This is a genomic window from Ornithinimicrobium flavum, assembly GCF_004526345.1.
Lineage (GTDB): Bacteria > Actinomycetota > Actinomycetes > Actinomycetales > Dermatophilaceae > Ornithinicoccus > Ornithinicoccus flavus.
In genome coordinates, this window is the sequence record NZ_CP038213.1 from 1,275,944 (window position 1) to 1,293,008 (window position 17,065).

Below are 17,065 nucleotides of genomic sequence, written 5' to 3' on the forward strand. Positions count from 1 at the left end.
TACCGCGACAGGAGGACCAGATGGATCTGATGAGCCGGGCAGAGTTCGAGGAGCTGGTGGGGGAGGGCGACGGGACGAGGGTGTCCCTCTTCGCCCCGACGCACCGGGTCAGCGACGGCAAGCGGGGGGAGGAGGACCGGCTCCGGTGGAAGAACCTGATCACCGCGGTCGAGCACACCCTGGCCTCCGACGGGCTGGAGCGGTCCGAGGCGCGTGACCTGCTGGCCCCCGCGTGGGAGCTGCACGGCGACAACATGGCGTGGAGCCACATGGCCGACGGCCTGGCCATGTTCCTGCGCAAGGGATGGCACGCCACCTACCGGGTGCCCCTGGCCCTGCCCGAGCTGGCCGCCGCCGGCCCCGGCTTCATCCTCGGCCCGGTGCTGCCGCTGCTCACCGACCGCAACTACGTCGTGCTCACCCTGAGCCAGCGCAAGGTGCGGGTCCTGCGCGGCAGCCGCGACCAGATCGGCGAGCTGGAGATGCCGTCGGTGCCGCGGGCCTTCGAGGACGTCTTCGAGCCGGACGGCCCGCAGGAGACCGTGGGCTCTCGGATGCACACCGCCGGTGGGCAGGGGGGCGCGGTCCACGGCTCGAGCTCCCAGGACAACGTGCACAAGGAGGACGTCGTCGAGTTTTTCCGCGAGGTCGCCCGCGGCGTGGACGAGCACCTGGCCGGGCGCAGCATCCCCATGATCCTGGCCGGGCTCCCCGAGTGGGTGGCGGTCTACCGCGACCTCACCTCATACCCCCACGTCCTCGACGGCGCGATCGAGCACAACCCCGACGACATGCGCGACGAGGAGCTGAGGGGCGCGGCATGGAAGCTGGTCGAGGCCCGGTTGGACAAGGAGTGCGAGCAGCTGCTCGACCGCTTCCACGAGGCGCAGGCCCACGGTCGGGCCGCGCTGGGCGCCGATCCGGTGCTGACCGCCGCCAACGAGGGTCGCGTCGACACCCTGCTCATGACGGCCGACGGCTGCTACGCCGGTGGCAACGGCGGGCCCGAGGTGGTGCTCCCGCTGCGCGACCGTGAGGACCTGTGCGGCCAGGCGGACGCCGCCGCCCGGGCGACCCTGCGCAACGGCGGGTCGGTGCGGATCCTCGCCGAGCTCCCCAGGCACGCACCCGTGGCGGCCGTCCTGCGCTACTGAACGGCGCACCCGTGGCGGAGCTCGCCCACCCCCGCTGCCCCTGGCCCCCGCCTGCCCGCCGGAGCCGCGCATCCCTGTGCACCGCTCTTGTGTCACATTCATTGCCCTGACGATGAATGTGACACAAGAGCACCGCACATCCATGCGAGTTGTCCACAGGGCGCGAGCCACCCGCCGCCGCGCGCCCCGCGCAACGGGCACGCTGGCGCCCATGGCCCCGACGCGCGACTTCCCTGACCTCCCCGGGCAGAGGGGGCTGGCCACCGTGGCGCAGCTGCTGGAGCACGGGTGGACCAGGTCGGCCGTGGACCAGGCCAGGGCGCGGACCTTCCAGGAGCCCATGCCCCGTGTCCTCGCACCGCACCGTGGACCGCTCGACGCCGCCACCCGCACCTGCGCGTGGGCGCTGTGGGCCGGCCCCAGCGCGGTCTTCACCGGGTCGAGCGCGCTGTCGCTGTGGGGCCTGACCATCCGGGGTGGTCTCCCCGTCACCCTCGTCGTCCCGGCGAGCGGACGGGCCCGGCAGCACGGACGGGTCCGTCTGGTGCGGTCCACGCGCGAGATCATCGGGCGGCGCTCCGGGATCCTCCGCATCGCGGGGGGCGCCCGTGCGCTCGCGGACGCAGCGGTCTACGAGAAGCACCGTCCTGACGACCTCGAGCAGTGGACCATCACCGTCCTGCAGCGCGGCTTGGCCACGCCGGAGGCCGTGGAGCGCGAGCTCTGGATGCGCCCACGCGCCAAGGTTGCCTCCGTATGGCGTGGCCTCGCCGGCTACGTCGACGGTGCCTGGTCCCGGCCCGAGGTGGTGCTGCGCGAGGTCGTCGACGGCGACGGTGGCTTCCCTCCGCTGCTGACCAACTGCCGGCTGCTCTCCCCGGTGGGTGACCTCATCGGCGTGCCCGACGGCTACCTCGAGGAGGCCGGGGTGGCGATCCAGGTGCACTCGCGCCAGTACCACCAGGGCGTGGACGACCAGGGCGGCGACCGGTGGTCGGAGACCGTGGAGAGGGACGGCGCGTTCGCGGCCGCCGGCGTCCGGGTGATCGGGGTGACCCCGTGGACGCTCTACGCCAAGCCGCAACGGTTCGTCAGCCGCCTGCGCCAGGTCGTGGAGGTGGGGCTCCAAGGGCCCCGGCCGGCGGTGCGCGTCGTCCCGCACGCGCCCTGACCCCGTCCGCCGACGCTGACCCCGTCCGTCGACGCCGATCCCACCATCGTCCAGACAATCCCTGTGCACGGCTCTTGTGTCACATTCATCGTTCAGACGATGAATGTGACACAAGAGCACCGCACAACGATGCGGCAGGGGGCAGGGGCTGAGGTGAGGTGCGGGGGAGGGGGGCACATCTGCACCTCTGCCCAGACACGTTGGCGGCCCGGCCCCCGATCGGGGGTCCCGGGCCGCCTTCGACGCTACGCCAGCGTCAGGGTTGGTGCTCGCTCAACGATCCCCATGGTCCGGGGGCCCTCGGCGAGCCGCCTCACCTCAGATGTCGAAGTACATCTCGAACTCGTGCGGGTGCGGGCGCAGCCGGATCGGCGCGATCTCGTTGGCCCGCTTGTAGTCCACCCACGCGCCGAGCAGGTCGTCGGTGAAGACGTCGCCCTCGGTGAGGAAGGTGTGGTCGTCCTCCAGCGCGTTCAGGGCCTCCTCCAGCGAGGTGGGGAGCTGGGCGATGTCGGCCATCTCCTCCGGGGGGAGCTCGTAGAGGTCCTTGTCCACCGGCTCCGGGGGCTCGATGCGGTTCTTGATCCCGTCCAGGCCGGCCATGAGCTGGGCCGAGAACGCCAGGTAGGGGTTGGCCGACGGGTCGGGCACGCGGTACTCGATGCGCTTGGCCTTCGGGCTGGACCCGGTGATCGGGATGCGCACGCACGCCGAACGGTTGCGGGCGGAGTAGACCAGGTTGATCGGAGCCTCATACCCCGGCACGAGGCGGTGGTAGGAGTTCAGCGACGGGTTGGTGAACGCCAGCAGCGCCGGCCCGTGGTGCAGCAGGCCGCCGATGTACCAGCGGGCGATGTCGGACAGCCCTCCGTAGCCGTTCTCGTCGTAGAACAGCGGCTCGCCGTTCTTCCACAGGCTCTGGTGGGTGTGCATCCCCGAGCCGTTGTCGCCGAAGAGCGGCTTGGGCATGAAGGTCGCGGTCTTGCCCTGCGCCCAGGCGGAGTTCTTGACGACGTACTTGAACTTCATCAGGTCGTCGCCGCTGTGCAGCAGGGTGTTGAAGCGGTAGTTGATCTCCTGCTGGCCGGCGGTGCCCACCTCGTGGTGGCTGCGCTCGACGTCCAGGCCGACGGAAGCCAGCTCCAGGCACATCCGGTCGCGCATGTCGGCGAAGTGGTCGACCGGCGGCACCGGGAAGTAGCCACCCTTGTAGCGGGTCTTGTAGCCGCGGTTGCCGCCCTCCTCGGCCCGCCCGGTGTTCCACGCCGCCTCGATGGAGTCGATGAAGTAGTAGCTGCCCTGGGTCTGGCTGGCGAAGCGGATGTCGTCGAAGACGAAGAACTCGGCCTCGGCGCCGAAGTAGGCGGTGTCCGCGATGCCGGTGGAGGTGAGGTACTCCTCCGCCTTGCGGGCGATCTGACGGGGGTCACGCTCGTAGGGCTCGTCGGTGAACGGGTCGACGATCGAGAAGTTCATGATGAGCGTCTTCTCGGCGCGGAAGGGGTCCAGGTATGCCGTCTGCGGGTCGGGGATGAGCTTCATGTCCGACTCGTGGATCGACTTGAAGCCGCGGATCGAGGAGCCGTCGAACATCTGGCCGGTCTGGAAGGCGTCTTCGTCGAAACCCTCGGCGGGGACGTTGAAGTGCTGCATCACCCCCACCAGGTCGCAGAACCGGATGTCGATGAACTTGACGCCCTCGTCCTTGATGTAGGCGAGGACCTCCTCGGCGTTGCTGAACATGCTGCCTCCTGATCGGGCCCGTCTCACGGTCGCTCCCGACTTTACGCGTCGGCCGTTAACGCTCCGTCACCCGTGTGTTTCGGGGGTGTTACGCGGCCCGGCTAGGCTGGTCGGTCGTGACCACCTCGCCGCACCAGGGCGCTTCCCTCGGCCTCCCCGCCACCGGCCCCGGCGCCGTCGGCTCGGTCCTGCGCCGCCTCGTCGCGCTCGTGCTCGACTGGACGCTCTGCCAGCTCATCGCCACCAGTTTCCTGGGTATGCAGTGGGGCCAGGTCTCCGGGGCCCAGGCCTTCGGGCCGCTCGTGCTCTTCTTCGTGCTCAACCTGGTCCTCGTGACGACCATGGGGGCGACGATCGGCCACCGGCTGCTCGGGCTGCGCGTGGTGTCCCTGGACTGCGACGGCTGGTTGCCGCCGCCGCCCGGGCGCTCAGCGCTGCGGGCCCTGCTGCTGTGCCTCTTCGTCCCGGCCCTCATCATGGACGCCGACACCCGCGGCCTGCACGACAAGGCCGCGCGCAGCGTCGTCATCAGGACGCGCTGAGGCGTCCGCCGTGGTCTCCCAGTGGGCGATCGAGGATCGACGCACCACGACCGCGAGGCCGACGTAGGCCAGCACGAAGAGCACGCCCGCGGCGGACCCGACCCACGGCGCCAGCCCGTTGAGCAGGAACTCGGACAGCACGAAGAGGACCAGCGCCGGTGCCAACCACCGCGGCCCGGTGCCGGCCCGCCACACGGCGGCCGCGAGGACGAGATGCCCGAGCACGACGCCGACCAGCCCGGCGGCCAGGAAGGGCAGCGCCGCGGGGTGGCTGTAGAGGCCGTCCAGGGTGGCCGCGTGGGTCTGCACCGCGCCCGGGTCCCGGGCCATCTGCAGCATCATGAGCTGCACGCCGCCGTGCACCGTGTGGCCGAACACCCCGACCAGCAGCAGACCCCCGGCGAGGGTGGCCAGCACGGGCACCCGGTGCCGCAGCAGGTGCATCACGCCGAGGGTGCCGACGGCCAGGAAGAGCTGCGACGCGATCCAGCTCAGGCTGGACAGCGTCGCGACGGAGGAGTCCGCGATGGCCTGCAGCGAGGCGGCGTTGTCGCCGGTGAAGTCCGGCATGGTGAGGATGCTCAGCGCCGTGAGCAAGGCCCCCAGGACGAGGGAGACGGCGACGCTCGTGCGGGTGAGGGAGGGGACGGTCATGAGAGGGCTCCTGCCGGTCGTGGCCGCCCGGTGGTCGGCCTGGTCCGACGCTAGGGAGGGCCCGGGTCGCGCCGGGACGTCCCCGCGTCGCCTCCCGCCTCGACGACGGTCGACGACCCGGGCCGCCACATACCCCTTCGGGTCCACGCCTGTCATCCTCAGGATGACGACACCCGTCCCCGCCGGGCCCTAGATTGTGCTCGTGGAGCGGCTGAGCAGAGGTCAACGGCTGACGGACCTCGCCGTCGCCGCGCTGCTGGCGCTGGTCGGCGTGCTGGAGATCTGGGTGCCCTTCGAGTCGCTCATGGGCGACGGCTCCCGGGTGGTGAGCACGATCGGCGTCCTCTGGTATGCCGCACACCTCTCCCAGCGTCGCTCCCGCCCCTGGGTGGCGCTCGCCGGTCTGCTGGTCTGGCCGCTCCTGGGCCTGGTCGTCGGCGCGGACGACATGCACCTGCTCTTCTTCGGCCAGCTGATCCCCACCCTGGTGCTCGCCTACACCATCGCCCGGCACGCCACCGGCCGCTACCGGTGGATCGGGACGCTGGGGGTGGTCGCGTTCGTGACCTTCGCCGACCTGTTCGTCCCTCTGCTGCGGGAGCCCAGCGAGCTGATCTACCACTGGGGCAACCTCACCCTCGTCTACCTCGTGGGCCACGGGCTGCGGGTCTCGGCGGACCGGGCGGCCCGGGAGGCCGTGCGCGCGCACGACGCGGAGTCCCGGGTGCGGGAGGCCGAGCTGGCGGCGATCGCCGACGAGCGGGCCCGGATCGCCCGCGAGCTGCACGACATCGTCGCGCACTCCATGGGCATGATCGTCGTGCAGGCCGGGGCGGCCGAGCAGGTGGTCGAGGACGACCCCGCGTTCGCCCGCCGGGCGCTCTCGACCATCCGGACCACCGGGTCCTCCGCCCTGTCCGAGATGCGCCGCCTCGTGGGGGTGCTGCGCGACCCCGCGCCGGGGGCCGACTTCGCGCCGCAGCCGGGCCTGTCCGCCCTGCCCGACCTCGTCGAGACGGCCCGCGCGGGCGGCCTGGACGTCAGGCTCCAGGTCGAGGGGGACCGCGAGGAGCTGCCCGCCGGCGTCGACCTCGCGGCCTACCGCATCGTGCAGGAGGCGCTGACGAACGTGCGGCGTCACTCGGCGGCGAGCTGCGCCGACGTGCACCTGGCCGTCGGGCCCTCGGCCGTGCGGATCGAGGTGACCGACGGCGGGCCGGCCCGGCCGGTCGCGGGCCCCCCGGGCCACGGGCTGGTCGGGATGCGCGAACGGGCCGCGCTCTACGGGGGACGCCTCGAGGCCGCGCCGCAGGGCACGGGCTTCACCGTCCGGGCCGAGCTGCCGCTGGAGCGGGTATGACGATCGACCGGACGGGGGAACCGGCCCCGGTGCGGGTGCTGCTGGTGGACGACCAGGAGCTGGTGCGGGTGGGCTTCCGGCTCATCCTGCAGCGCGCCGGGCTGGACGTCGTGGGGGAGGCGGCGGACGGGCTCGAGGCGGTGGACGCGGTGCGCGAGCTGCGGCCGGACGTCGTCCTCATGGACATCCGGATGCCCCGGCTGGACGGGGTCGAGGCGACGCGTCGGATCATGCAGCTGGTCGGCGAGCACCCGCGCGTGCTGGTGCTCACCACCTTCGACCTGGACGAGTACGTCTACGAGGCGGTGCGGGCGGGGGCCTCCGGCTTCCTGCTCAAGGACGTCGCCCCGGACGACCTCGTCCACGCCGTCCGCGTCGTCGCGCGCGGTGAGACGATGCTGGCCCCGGCGCTCATCGCGCGGTTGCTGGAGAGGTTCACCTCCAGGCCGATGGCCGGAGCAGTCCAGGCTGAGCTGGAGGGGGTCACCGAGCGCGAGCTGGAGGTGGCGCGCCTCGTGGCGAAGGGGATGTCGAACGCCGAGATCGGTGCCCACCTCTTCCTCAGCGAGGCGACGGTCAAGACCTACGTGTCACGCCTGCTCAACAAGCTGCACCTGCGCGACCGGGTGCAGATCGCGGTCCTGGCCTACCGCACCGGCCTGGTGGAGCCCGGCTGAGGTCAGCTCCGCAGGACCTTCTCGAGCGCCTTGCCCCGGGCCAGCTCGTCGACAAGCTTGTCCAGCCAGCGGATCTGCTGCATCAGCGGGTCCTCGATGTCCTCCACCCGGATCCCGCAGATCACACCGGTGATGAGATCGGTGCCGGGGTTGAGCCGGGCGGCGGCGAAGAAGTCCTCGAAGGTCGTCCCCGCGTCCAGGTGGGCCTGCAGCTGCGCCTCGTCATACCCCGTCAGCCACTCGATGACCTGGTGCAGCTCGGCGCGGGTGCGACCCTTGCGCTCCACCTTGGTGACGTAGAGCGGGTAGACGGAGGCGACGCTGGTGGAGAAGATGCGGTGCACGTCGGCCGCCGGCTCACTTGCCGCGCAGGGCCTTGCGGCTGGCGCGTGGCGGCCGCATCGGGTCCATGCCCGCAGGCACGGCCGGGCGGTTGCGGCCACCGAGGGCCTTCATCCGCTGCTGGACGACCATCGCCTCGCCGTCGCTCAGCTTCTTGGGGAGCTTCTTGACGGTCTTCACCACGTCGCGCAGCGGGGTCTGGCCCTCGCCGCGGCCGACGATCACCGTGTGGACCGGCACCTCCTCACCGACGACCCGGGTGACCTTGCGCCGCTCGGCGGTGCTGAGCTTCTGCGCCGCGCCCTTGGGCCCCTCGGCGATGAGGACCACGCCCGGCTTGCCGACCGCACGGAAGACCATCGCCGCGTTGTGCAGGTCCCGCATACCCCGCATCTGCCCGCCCGCCTCGGCGGCGACCGGCTCCTGGTCGTAGTACCACCCGCGCTTGAGCTGCTGCAGGACCGCGGAGGAGGCGCCCGGCTGGCCCTCGATCTGGGCGAAGGCCGCCCGCTCGGCCCGCCGGCCCAGGATGATGACCGCCACCAGGAGCGCCAGGGGGAGGCTGACGATGAGGGCGTAGACCACCTGGTCGAAGACGAGGCCGAGGACGACCCCGACGAGGATGACGGCCAGGGCCGCCAGCGCCATCCACCAGATCGCGGCCGGGTCGGCCTTGCGGGTCATGGTGAAGACCTGGCGGATCTGCTTGACCGTGCCGACCTTGTTGGGGTCCTTCGGCTTCTTCTTCCGGCCGAAGAGGCCCTTCTTCGGTGCGGTCTCGCGGGCGGAGGTAGACATGGGGATCAGGATACGTGGGCGCGGAGGTCCGCCTGCTCACGCGCCACGAGGGAGGCGGCCTCCTGACGCGCCGGGACCGCCGCCTCGAACTGGTCGCGCAGGTGCGAGAGGTTCTCCGGCACCGGCCGCCCCCACTTGTGCATCGCCGAGGCGTAGAGCTTGCCGGCCCGGTAGGAGCTGCGGACCAGCGGCCCGGCCATGACGCCCTTGAAACCGATCTCCTCCGCCAGCTCGGACCAGTGGACGAACTCCTCGGGCTTGACCCACCGGTCGATCGGGTGGTGCAGCTTGGAGGGGCGGAGGTACTGCGTGATCGTGAGGATGTCGCAGCCCGCGTCGTGCAGGTCGCGCATCGCCTGCTCGATCTCGTGGTCCTCCTCGCCCATGCCGAGGATGAGGTTGGACTTGGTGACCAGGTCGTTGTCGCGGGCCATCGAGAGCACCCGCAGCGACTTGTCGTAGGTGAAGGCCGGGCGGATCTTCTTGAAGATGCGGGGCACGGTCTCCAGGTTGTGCGCGAAGACCTCGGGGCGGGCGTCGAAGACCTGCTGCACCAGCTCGGGCACGGCGCCGAAGTCGGGGGGCAGGATCTCCACGCCGGTCGTGGGGTTGAGCTCGTGGACCTTGCGGATCACCTCGGCGTAGAGCCAGGCGGCGCCGTCGGGCTGGTCGTCGCGGGCCACCCCGGTGATGGTGGCGTAGCGCAGCTCCATCTGCCGGATGGACTCGGCGACCTTGCGCGGCTCCTCCACGTCGAGGGCGCGCGGCTTGCCGGTGGCGATGTCGCAGAAGTCGCAGCGCCGGGTGCAGATGTCACCGCCGATGAGGAAGGTGGCCTCGCGGTCCTCCCAGCACTCGAAGATGTTGGGGCAGCCCGCCTCCTGGCACACCGTGTGCAGGCCACCGCCCTTGACCATCGAGTGCAGCTCGCGGTACTCCGGCCCCATCTTGGCGGTGGTCCGGATCCAGGCCGGCTTGCGCTCGATGGGCGTCTCGGCGTTGCGCGCCTCGACGCGCAGCATGCGACGGCCCTCGGGTGCGACGGTCACTACGGCTCCTTCGTCAGCGGTGGTTGCCCTGCACGGGGGCAACGCCTCGTCGACCCAGACTATGCCCTCGGGGGGACAGGTCAGTCGACGTCGGCGCGGACGAACCGGACCAGGGCCAGCGCCACGACGACGAGCAGGACCCCGAGGAGCACGAGGGCGCCCTGGGTGAAGCTGACCTGGTGGACGATCTCGCGGCACATCACCGTGACGTCGTCGCAGTTCTGCGGCCACTCGGTCCACTCGGTGCCGTGCCGCACGAAGGCGTCGATGTTGATGCTGAGCAGCCACGGCGTCAACCGGGGCAGCAACCCCAGCAGCAGACCCTCGGCCAGCACGAGGTAGCCGACCATGAGCCCGATGACGGCGCCGCTGTGCCGCAGGATGAACGCGGCGGCCGCGCCCAGCGCACCGGCGATCATCGCCAGGCCGACGATCCGCACCGCCATCCAGGCGACCTGCGTCCACCCGTCCCCGGTGAGCCCGTCGTCCATCCCGTGGAGGCGGAAGACGGCGGGCACCCCCAGCAGGATGAGGGCCAGCGCGGCGGTCACCATCGGGACGGCGGCGACGGCCGCAGCCCCGACCTTGGAGGCGAAGACCGGCACCCGCCGGGGCACGAAGGTCAGCCACGACCCGAGCGTGCGGTGGGCGAACTCGGCGGCCACGTGGGTCGAGCCGATGGCCAGGGCGAGGAAGAGGAAGGGGTGGACCAGGCCGCCGAGGAGGTCTTGGTACTGCTGCAGCATCGACGGCATCTGGCCCATGAAGTCGCTCAACTGAGGGGCACGGAACATCTCCTCGCAGCCGAAGTCGATGCGCGCGTCCCCGGACTGCTGCCTGGCCTGCGCCTCGTCCGCCCGGCACGCGTCCAGGTCGGCCTGCGACGGCGGCTCCCAGTACTCCAGGGCCTCCTCGTACATCTCCTGCGCCTGGGCGTTGGCCTCCTTGACCCACACCGCCTGCTGGTGCACGCCGAAGAGGGCTGCCACGACGACGAGCACCGCGGCCACGAGGGCCAGCCACACCACCCGGCGGGAGAAGAGGCGCCGCAGCTCGACCTTGAGCAGTCGCATCAGCGGGCCTCCTCGTCCCCGGGGGCGGGCCGGGTGAACTGGGTGGGCAGGGTGTCCTCCTGGGTCAGCTCCAGGAAGATCTGCTCCAGCCCGCGCCGGCTCGGGACCAGGCGTTCGACATACAGCCCCTGGCCGGCGAGCAACCGGGTGATCTCGGCCGGCTCGGCGCCGGTGACGGTGAGCAGCCCGGACTCCTCGGACAGGGCCAGCTCGTGCAGCCCGTCGGCGGCGTCCTTGCCCTGCGGGGCGGCCATCCACTCGGCGTGGAAGCCGGCCTCCCGCAGGATGCGGACCGCGGCGCCGGGGTGCTTCACGCCGACCTCGACCGTCTCGCCGCCGGCCCCGATGAGCCCGGCCACCGAGCCCTGGGCCAGGACCCGTCCGCGGCCGATGATCGACACCGTGTCGGCGATCTGCTCCACCTCGGACAGGATGTGGCTGCTGACGAGCACGGTGCGGCCCTCGTCGCCGAGGCGGCGCATGGTCTGGCGGATCTCGTGGATGCCGGCCGGGTCCAGACCGTTGGTCGGCTCGTCGAAGATGAGCAGGTCGGGGGATTTCAGCAGCGTGGCGGCGATGGCCAGGCGCTGCTTCATCCCCAGCGAGTAGGCCTTGAACAGGTCCTTGCCGCGCGCGCCGAGCCCGACCTCCTCGAGGACCTCGGTGACCCGTCGCTGCGGGGTGCCGATGGCCTCGGCCAGCAGCGAGAGGTTCTTCTGCGCGGTGAAGGTGGGGAAGAACTTGGGGGACTCCACGATCGCGCCGACCCGATCGACGACGGCCGGCAGGCGCTCGGGCACGGGCTGGCCGAAGATGTGCATGGTGCCGGTGTCGGCCCGGATCAGGCCGAGCAGCATCCGGATCGTCGTCGTCTTGCCGGAGCCGTTCGGGCCCAGGAAGCCGTGCACGCCACCGGTCGGGACGTCCAGGTCGAGCCCGTGGACCGCCACCCTGGTCCCGCGCACCGTCCGGTAGGTCTTGCGCAGCCCTCGGGTGCTGACGGCCAGCCCCTCGTCCGCGCCGACGGCCACGCTCATCCCGCTCCTTCTCCGGCGGCCCCACGGACGCCCCCTGCAGATCCCAGTCAACACCTCCCGTGTGTCCCGACCAGGGAGGTTGTTGCAGCGAGTCCTGCCACCTCACAACCGGACGCGCGTTCGTGACACACCGGACGCGCGTTCGTGACAGACCGGACGCGCGTTCGTGACAGCGGGGACCTACCGGCGGGCCGCCACCGGGTCCAGCACGCGCTCCAGGTGCGCGGTCGCCAGCGGCAGCACCTCGGCGACCGTGACGTCGCGCCCGAGCTCGCGCGACAGCGAGGTCACCCCCGCATCGGTGATGCCGCACGGGATGACGACGTCGGCATACCCCAGGTCGTTGTCGCAGTTGAGGGCGAAGCCGTGCATCGTCACCTCGTGGCTGACCCGGATGCCGATGGCGCCGATCTTGCGCTCCGGCCCCCGCTCGTCGGCCTCGACCCACACCCCAGAGCGACCCTCGACGCGAACCGTCTCGACACCCAGCTCGCGGCAGACCCCGATCATCATGTCCTCGAGGCGCCGCACGTGACCGACCACGTCGATCGGCTGGGCCAGCCGCACGATCGGGTAGCCGACGAGCTGCCCCGGCCCGTGCCAGGTGATCTTGCCGCCCCGGTCGACGTCGATGACGGGCGTGCCGTCGAGGGGGCGCTCGTGTGCCTCCGTGCGCTTGCCCGCGGTGTAGACCGCCGTGTGCTCCAGCAGCAGCACCGTGTCGGGCAGCTCTCCCGCGACCACCTTGGCGTGGACCGCGCGCTGGTGCTCCCACGCCCGCTCGTAGTCGACGTGGTCGGGGGCGAAGCCCAGGTGCTCGAACCGCATACCCCGACTGTAGACCGCCCCGGGAGGGCGGTCTCCTGTGGATAACTTCTCCGGTCCCCACCGCACCTGCGGGAGGCTGGCGGGGTGAGCGATCTTCTGGTGCCGCAGGTCCCCGGGTACGACGTCGGAGCGCCGCTGGGCGAGGGGGCCAGCTCGACGGTATGGCGTGGCCGTCGACGCTCCGACGGCCTGGCCGTCGCGCTCAAGGTGGTCCGTCCCGTGACGGGCGACGTCGACGACGCCCTGCGCGAGGCGGGGCTGCTGGCGTCGGTGCGGCACCGTCACGTCGTCCATCTCTATGACGTGCTCCCCCTCGCCGCGGCCGGTGCCGAGAGGCCGGACGCGGTGGTGCTCGTCACCCAGCTCGCGGCGGGCGGGTCGCTGGCCCAGCTGCTGAGCAGGCGGAGCATCCTGTCGCCGGGCGAGCTCGTCACGGTCCTGCAACCGGTGGCCGGCGCGCTCGCCGACCTGCACGCCCGCAGTGTCGTGCACGGCGACCTGTCGACGGGCAACGTGCTCTTCCGGGCTGACGGTATGCCGTTGCTCGCCGACCTCGGCACCGCCCGGGTGGCGGGCGAGCGGGGCGGGGCGTGGGGGACCGGGGCGGGCGACGGGATGGTCGCGCCGGAGGTGCTGGAGGGGTTCCCCGCCACGCCGGAGTCCGACGTCTACCAGGTGGGGGCGCTGGCCTGGCTGGCCCTGACGGGACGGCCCCCGGGGCCGGGGCACGACCGGGTCCCGCTGGAGGAGGTGGGCACCGACCTCGACCCGGCCCTGGTCGAGCTGGTGACGCGGTGCACCGCGCCGCAACCGGAGGACCGGCCGGACGCGGAGGAGCTCGCGACGGCCCTCATGGGGGTGGCCACGCCCGCGCCGGTGGAGGTGGCGCCCGACGCCGACCCCGCCCACGGTCTGACCCAGCGGCTCCGACAGCTGGCGCAGCAGGACGAGGCCGAGGCCGACGAGGTCGAGCCCGGGCCGAGGTGGCGCAGGTGGGCAGCGTCGGTGCGGAGGGCACGGCGGGTCGATGACGCCGCCGCGGTGGGCCCGGAGGCTCGTCGGGGTGGTGCGCACCGCGAGGCGCCGGCCGAGGAGGGGCGCCGGTCGAGCCCGTGGGCGGTGGCGCTGGTCTTCCTCGTCGCGGCGGTGGCGGGCGCGGCGGGGTTCCTGCTGGTGGGCGGGTCGGTGCGCGAGGTGGTGGCCGGCCGGGGAGGGGATGACGGTGCGGTCGTGTCGTCGGCCCAGGTCCTGCCGTCCGTCGGTAGGGGTGACGAGGCGGCCGCGGGGACGACGGGGCCCGTGGTGGCCGCGGCCACTACCTCAGGCCCGGTGCCCGGTGAGGACCCGCTGGGGGAGGGGCTGCGCAGCGCTGTGCAGGAGCTCGTCGACGTCCGGGCCGAGGCCTGGGAGGCGAGCGACCCGGCGCTGCTGGCGGACGCCCTGGCCGAGGAGTCGCCGGCGATGGCGTGGGACGCCCGGGAGCTGGAGAGGGCCAGGTCCGAGGAGGTCACCTATCCCCACGTCGCCTTCGAGGTCGACGACGTCGAGGTAGTCGAGGAGACGGAGCGCGGCCTGCTCGTGACGGCGACGGTCGTGCGCGCGGCCCTGGAGGCCCGCGACGACGGGGGCTGGCTGCTGCGGGCGCCGCGCCAGGTGGACACGGTGCAGCTGGAGCTGGTCCGGGAGGACGACCGCTGGCAGCTGTGGGCCTGGACCGACGAGGTGCGGTAGGGGGAGTGCGAAGGCGCGGTCGATGGAGGTGACGGACCCCGGGCGGCGGGGATCCCCATACCGCCCGGGGTGCGTGCGTCAGTCCTCGATCGCCTGGTAGACGACCGCCCGGAGGTCCGCCTCGGGCAGGTCGAACCCGACCATGTGCTGGGTCATGAGCACACCCACGATCTCCTCGACCGGGTCCACCCAGAAGTAGGTCTTGGCCGCACCGGACCAGCCGAACTCGCCGGGGGACCCGGCGAGCGCGCTCTGGCCAATGTCCATCGCGACCCGGGAGCCGAGGCCGAAGCCGTAGCCCGGCGCGGGGGCGCCACCCAGGACGTAGGGGAGCAGGTCGGGTGCCAGGTGGTTGGTGTGCATGAGCTCCAGCGTCTTGCGGCCCAGGATCCGGGTGCCGTCCTGCGCACGGCCCGTGAGCAGCATGTTCGCGAAGCGGAGGTAGTCCGAGGCGGTGCCGAACAGGCCCAGGCCACCGCGCTGGAAGGTGTCCGGCGCGTCGCTCGGGTAGGTGGGCTCGACGTCACGCCGGCCGAAGTCACCGGAGGCGAACGCACCGGCCAGCGTGCTGAAGGTCATGTCGGGGGCGATCAGGTCGGGCAGGCCGTACATGGCGGAGAGGCGTCCGCGCTCGGACTCGGGGACGCCGAAGGCGGTGTCCTTCATCCCGAGCGGCTCGAAGAGGCGCTCCCGGAGGAAGTCGCCGATCGACTGGCCCGAGATGACCTCGACCAGGCGTGCGGTGACGTCGGTGCCCAGGCTGTAGTGCCACATCGTCCCGGGTGCGAACGCCAGGGGGATCGTCGCCAGCTCGTCGATGAGCTCCTCGAGGGTGCGGGTCGGGTCGTTCATGAGCCGCTTGGCGCGGTACTGCTCCGCGACGGGGAAGTCCTCGAGGAAGTCGTAGGTCAGCCCGCTCGTGTGGCTCATCACGTCGCGGATCTGCATCGGTCGCAGCGGGGACTGGTCCTCCAGCGTCCCGCCCGGGCCTGCGATCTGCGTGGTGGCGAAGGCCGGGATCCACTTGGCGACCGGGTCGACGAGCTGGAACTTCCCCTCCTCGAAGAGGGTCATGAGGGCCGTGCAGACGATCGGCTTGGTCATGGAGTAGAGGCGGTAGATCGTGTCCCCCGCCACGGGCACCTCGGCCTCGCGGTCCTGCCACCCCACCCGGGTGGCGTGGACGAGCTGACCGCGGCGGGACACCAGAGCCGTGAATCCGGGGTAGTTGCCCTGGTCGACGTACTTCTGCAGGGCGGGGGTGACCCGCTCCAGACGCTGGGCGCTCATGCCCACGGTCTCCGGGGACATCAGGCGGGACTCGACCTCGGTCATGCACAAGCTCCTTTGCTCGGGACGAGCCCCGAACGTACCCCCCGGATGTAGACCGGGCAAGACCCCCTCGGCCCGAGCCACGATGCCCTGTGGTGACCTTCGGATCGGGTGACCTCTAGCCGTTGTCGTAGAGGCGGTTCCTCGACACGAGGACGTCCAGCGGGCTCGACGGCCCGACGACCGTGGCGGTGGCGGGTATGGAGATCCACGCACCGCCGTCGACGCTGACGTCGCCGCCGTACTCCACCTGGATCCTGGGGCCCAGCCCGGCCGCAGCCGAGGTGTAGGTGTGCGTGATGTCACCGGCCGGGTAGGGCCCACCCAGGCTGGTGGTCGGGCCGATGCTGGCACCGTCCCCGGTCATGTAGGTGATCCCCACCAAAGTGGGTCGGATGCGCACCTGGTGCCCCACGATCGTGGTGGTGTCGACCTCCCCCGGCTCGAACCCCGCCTCCGGCCACGCCAGCTCGAAGTAGACGGGCAGGTTGACCAGGGTCCGACCGTCCGGCGGCTGCACCACCATCTCCGGCAGCGCGAACTGGGTGCGGTGGAACTGCTCGATGATCATGGCCTCGGTGAGGGTGGCCGCGGGCTCTCCCGACTGTGCGGGCACCGCGTCGGTGTAGCAGGTCCCCCCGATCTCGGCCCAGTCCTCCAGCGCGCCACCCCCGGACTCGACCGTGCGCCGGAAGATGATCGAGTAGGCGTTGACCGTGTAACCGCCCACGCCCACGCACGCCTCAAGAGCCGTCTGACAGATCTCCAGCCGAGGCTCAGCGATCGAATTGGGCGGCATGCAGTCGATCACGGCAACGTACTCGTACCAGGATTCGGGGGAAGCCGGGTCAACACCCTCTGGCCAAACGTCGGCCAAACTGAGAGTCTGCTCCTCCGTCATTCCGACATAAGTGCCGTCGTTGCCGCCGATGCACGCGATGATGTCGCCGTCGTCCTCGCAGTCATCAGCCGGCGGGATGGTGGCGAATAGCGCGGAGGCCGACCAAACGGCGGCCACGCCTACTTGCCAGACACCTGAATCTTTGAAATGAGCCACCGCTCACCCTCCCAATTGGTCGTGAAGACTAACTCGAGGGTCGCACCGTCGCTGACCTGCTCAACGGTCGTTGGGACGATCGCTTGCGCTCCCGTCAGGGTGGCCTCCGAATCGACGTATCGCATGTAGGCGTGCCCGAAGCGCTGTTTCTCCGCTGCCTCGACGAAGGCGCTGCACGTGCCGCAATCGGGTTGGGCGAGCTGTCTGAGGGTGTCCAGAGGGGCGTTCTCTTCGTGAACGGCTGACAGGGTAGTTATGTAGTGCCTTACTGCTGATTCAGCCCCATCGGCGGACTGATCCCCGTCCGCCTCAGGCTCCTCCACCTCGTCGCTGGTCGCGGGAGCCTCGCTCGTCACCTCGACGTCTTCAGGGGTCGGTGCGGGCGCGGCGGTGGCCGTGGCGGTGGTCAGCGCGTCCTGCTGGGCCGGCGGCTGGGCGGGCTCGGCCGAGCCGCTGCTGCAGCCAGCGAGGACGAGCAGTCCCGCGGCAGCGCCGATCATGGTGCGTCTCACGACAT

The 17,065-nt window shown here is 71.5% G+C and carries 17 protein-coding genes; 6 read left to right on the top strand and 11 right to left on the bottom strand.

The window, feature by feature from the left end; genetic code table 11:
- Positions 1-29: 29 nt before the first annotated feature.
- Both E3Z34_RS05945 and E3Z34_RS05950 read left to right on the top strand, forming a co-directional pair.
- Complete coding sequence (locus tag E3Z34_RS05945; RefSeq protein ID WP_134772865.1) at positions 30-1,154, top strand: baeRF3 domain-containing protein; 1,125 nt, start codon at positions 30-32, stop codon at positions 1,152-1,154.
- A gap of 211 nt (positions 1,155-1,365) precedes the next feature.
- The gene (locus E3Z34_RS05950; RefSeq protein WP_134772866.1) at positions 1,366-2,325 is read left to right on the top strand and encodes a hypothetical protein; all 960 of its coding nucleotides are present in this window, start codon (positions 1,366-1,368) and stop codon (positions 2,323-2,325) included.
- Between the two features lie 318 nt (positions 2,326-2,643).
- Here the strand turns inward: E3Z34_RS05950 and glnA are convergent, their stop codons facing one another.
- Positions 2,644-4,068: a type I glutamate--ammonia ligase gene (glnA, locus tag E3Z34_RS05955; RefSeq protein WP_134772867.1), complete on the bottom strand. Its 1,425-nt coding sequence runs from the start codon at positions 4,066-4,068 to the stop codon at positions 2,644-2,646.
- 116 nt (positions 4,069-4,184) lie between these two features.
- Between glnA and E3Z34_RS05960 the strand changes: the two genes are divergently transcribed.
- A complete protein-coding gene (locus tag E3Z34_RS05960) occupies positions 4,185-4,610 on the top strand; it encodes an RDD family protein (protein ID WP_134772868.1) in 426 nt (141 codons plus the stop codon).
- On the opposite strand, the gene E3Z34_RS05965 is transcribed toward E3Z34_RS05960, so the two are convergent.
- Positions 4,497-5,264 carry a hypothetical protein gene (locus E3Z34_RS05965; protein ID WP_134772869.1) on the bottom strand — a complete coding sequence of 256 codons (768 nt, stop codon included), beginning with the start codon at positions 5,262-5,264 and terminating at the stop codon, positions 4,497-4,499. The two genes, E3Z34_RS05960 and E3Z34_RS05965, sit on opposite strands and share 114 nt — an antisense overlap.
- Before the next feature lie 202 nt (positions 5,265-5,466).
- On the opposite strand from E3Z34_RS05965, the gene E3Z34_RS05970 reads away from it, so the two are divergent.
- Together E3Z34_RS05970 and E3Z34_RS05975 are read left to right on the top strand one after the other, a co-directional pair.
- The gene (locus E3Z34_RS05970; protein ID WP_134772870.1) at positions 5,467-6,624 is read left to right on the top strand and encodes a sensor histidine kinase; all 1,158 of its coding nucleotides are present in this window, start codon (positions 5,467-5,469) and stop codon (positions 6,622-6,624) included.
- A complete protein-coding gene (locus tag E3Z34_RS05975; RefSeq protein ID WP_134772871.1) occupies positions 6,621-7,301 on the top strand; it encodes a response regulator transcription factor in 681 nt (226 codons plus the stop codon). The genes E3Z34_RS05970 and E3Z34_RS05975 overlap by 4 nt, the downstream gene beginning before the upstream one ends.
- Before the next feature lie 2 nt (positions 7,302-7,303).
- Here the strand turns inward: E3Z34_RS05975 and E3Z34_RS05980 are convergent, their stop codons facing one another.
- The 6 genes from E3Z34_RS05980 to lipB all read right to left on the bottom strand — a co-directional run bounded on the left by E3Z34_RS05980 (position 7,304) and on the right by lipB (position 12,428).
- Positions 7,304-7,645: a DUF2200 domain-containing protein gene (locus tag E3Z34_RS05980; RefSeq protein WP_134772872.1), complete on the bottom strand. Its 342-nt coding sequence runs from the start codon at positions 7,643-7,645 to the stop codon at positions 7,304-7,306.
- Between the two features lie 13 nt (positions 7,646-7,658).
- Positions 7,659-8,441, bottom strand: coding sequence for a DUF4191 domain-containing protein (locus E3Z34_RS05985; RefSeq protein ID WP_134772873.1), 783 nt, complete (start codon positions 8,439-8,441; stop codon positions 7,659-7,661).
- Between the two features lie 5 nt (positions 8,442-8,446).
- A complete protein-coding gene (gene lipA, locus E3Z34_RS05990; RefSeq protein WP_134772874.1) occupies positions 8,447-9,490 on the bottom strand; it encodes a lipoyl synthase in 1,044 nt (347 codons plus the stop codon).
- Between the two features lie 80 nt (positions 9,491-9,570).
- The gene (locus E3Z34_RS05995) at positions 9,571-10,563 is read right to left on the bottom strand and encodes an ABC transporter permease subunit (RefSeq protein WP_134772875.1); all 993 of its coding nucleotides are present in this window, start codon (positions 10,561-10,563) and stop codon (positions 9,571-9,573) included.
- Positions 10,563-11,600 carry an ABC transporter ATP-binding protein gene (locus E3Z34_RS06000; protein WP_134772876.1) on the bottom strand — a complete coding sequence of 346 codons (1,038 nt, stop codon included), beginning with the start codon at positions 11,598-11,600 and terminating at the stop codon, positions 10,563-10,565. Before E3Z34_RS06000 ends, E3Z34_RS05995 begins: the two co-directional genes overlap by 1 nt.
- Before the next feature lie 180 nt (positions 11,601-11,780).
- The gene (gene lipB, locus E3Z34_RS06005; RefSeq protein ID WP_134772877.1) at positions 11,781-12,428 is read right to left on the bottom strand and encodes a lipoyl(octanoyl) transferase LipB; all 648 of its coding nucleotides are present in this window, start codon (positions 12,426-12,428) and stop codon (positions 11,781-11,783) included.
- Between the two features lie 84 nt (positions 12,429-12,512).
- On the opposite strand from lipB, the gene E3Z34_RS06010 reads away from it, so the two are divergent.
- A complete protein-coding gene (locus E3Z34_RS06010) occupies positions 12,513-14,159 on the top strand; it encodes a serine/threonine-protein kinase (RefSeq protein WP_134772878.1) in 1,647 nt (548 codons plus the stop codon).
- A 78-nt stretch (positions 14,160-14,237) separates the two neighbouring features.
- Here the strand turns inward: E3Z34_RS06010 and E3Z34_RS06015 are convergent, their stop codons facing one another.
- The 3 genes from E3Z34_RS06015 to E3Z34_RS06025 form a co-directional block, all read right to left on the bottom strand.
- A complete protein-coding gene (locus E3Z34_RS06015) occupies positions 14,238-15,494 on the bottom strand; it encodes a serine hydrolase domain-containing protein (RefSeq protein WP_134772879.1) in 1,257 nt (418 codons plus the stop codon).
- Positions 15,495-15,609: 115 nt separating this feature from the next.
- Positions 15,610-16,221: a hypothetical protein gene (locus E3Z34_RS06020; RefSeq protein ID WP_134772880.1), complete on the bottom strand. Its 612-nt coding sequence runs from the start codon at positions 16,219-16,221 to the stop codon at positions 15,610-15,612.
- Positions 16,222-16,511: 290 nt separating this feature from the next.
- The gene (locus E3Z34_RS06025) at positions 16,512-17,060 is read right to left on the bottom strand and encodes a hypothetical protein (protein ID WP_134772881.1); all 549 of its coding nucleotides are present in this window, start codon (positions 17,058-17,060) and stop codon (positions 16,512-16,514) included.
- Positions 17,061-17,065: the final 5 nt, after the last annotated feature.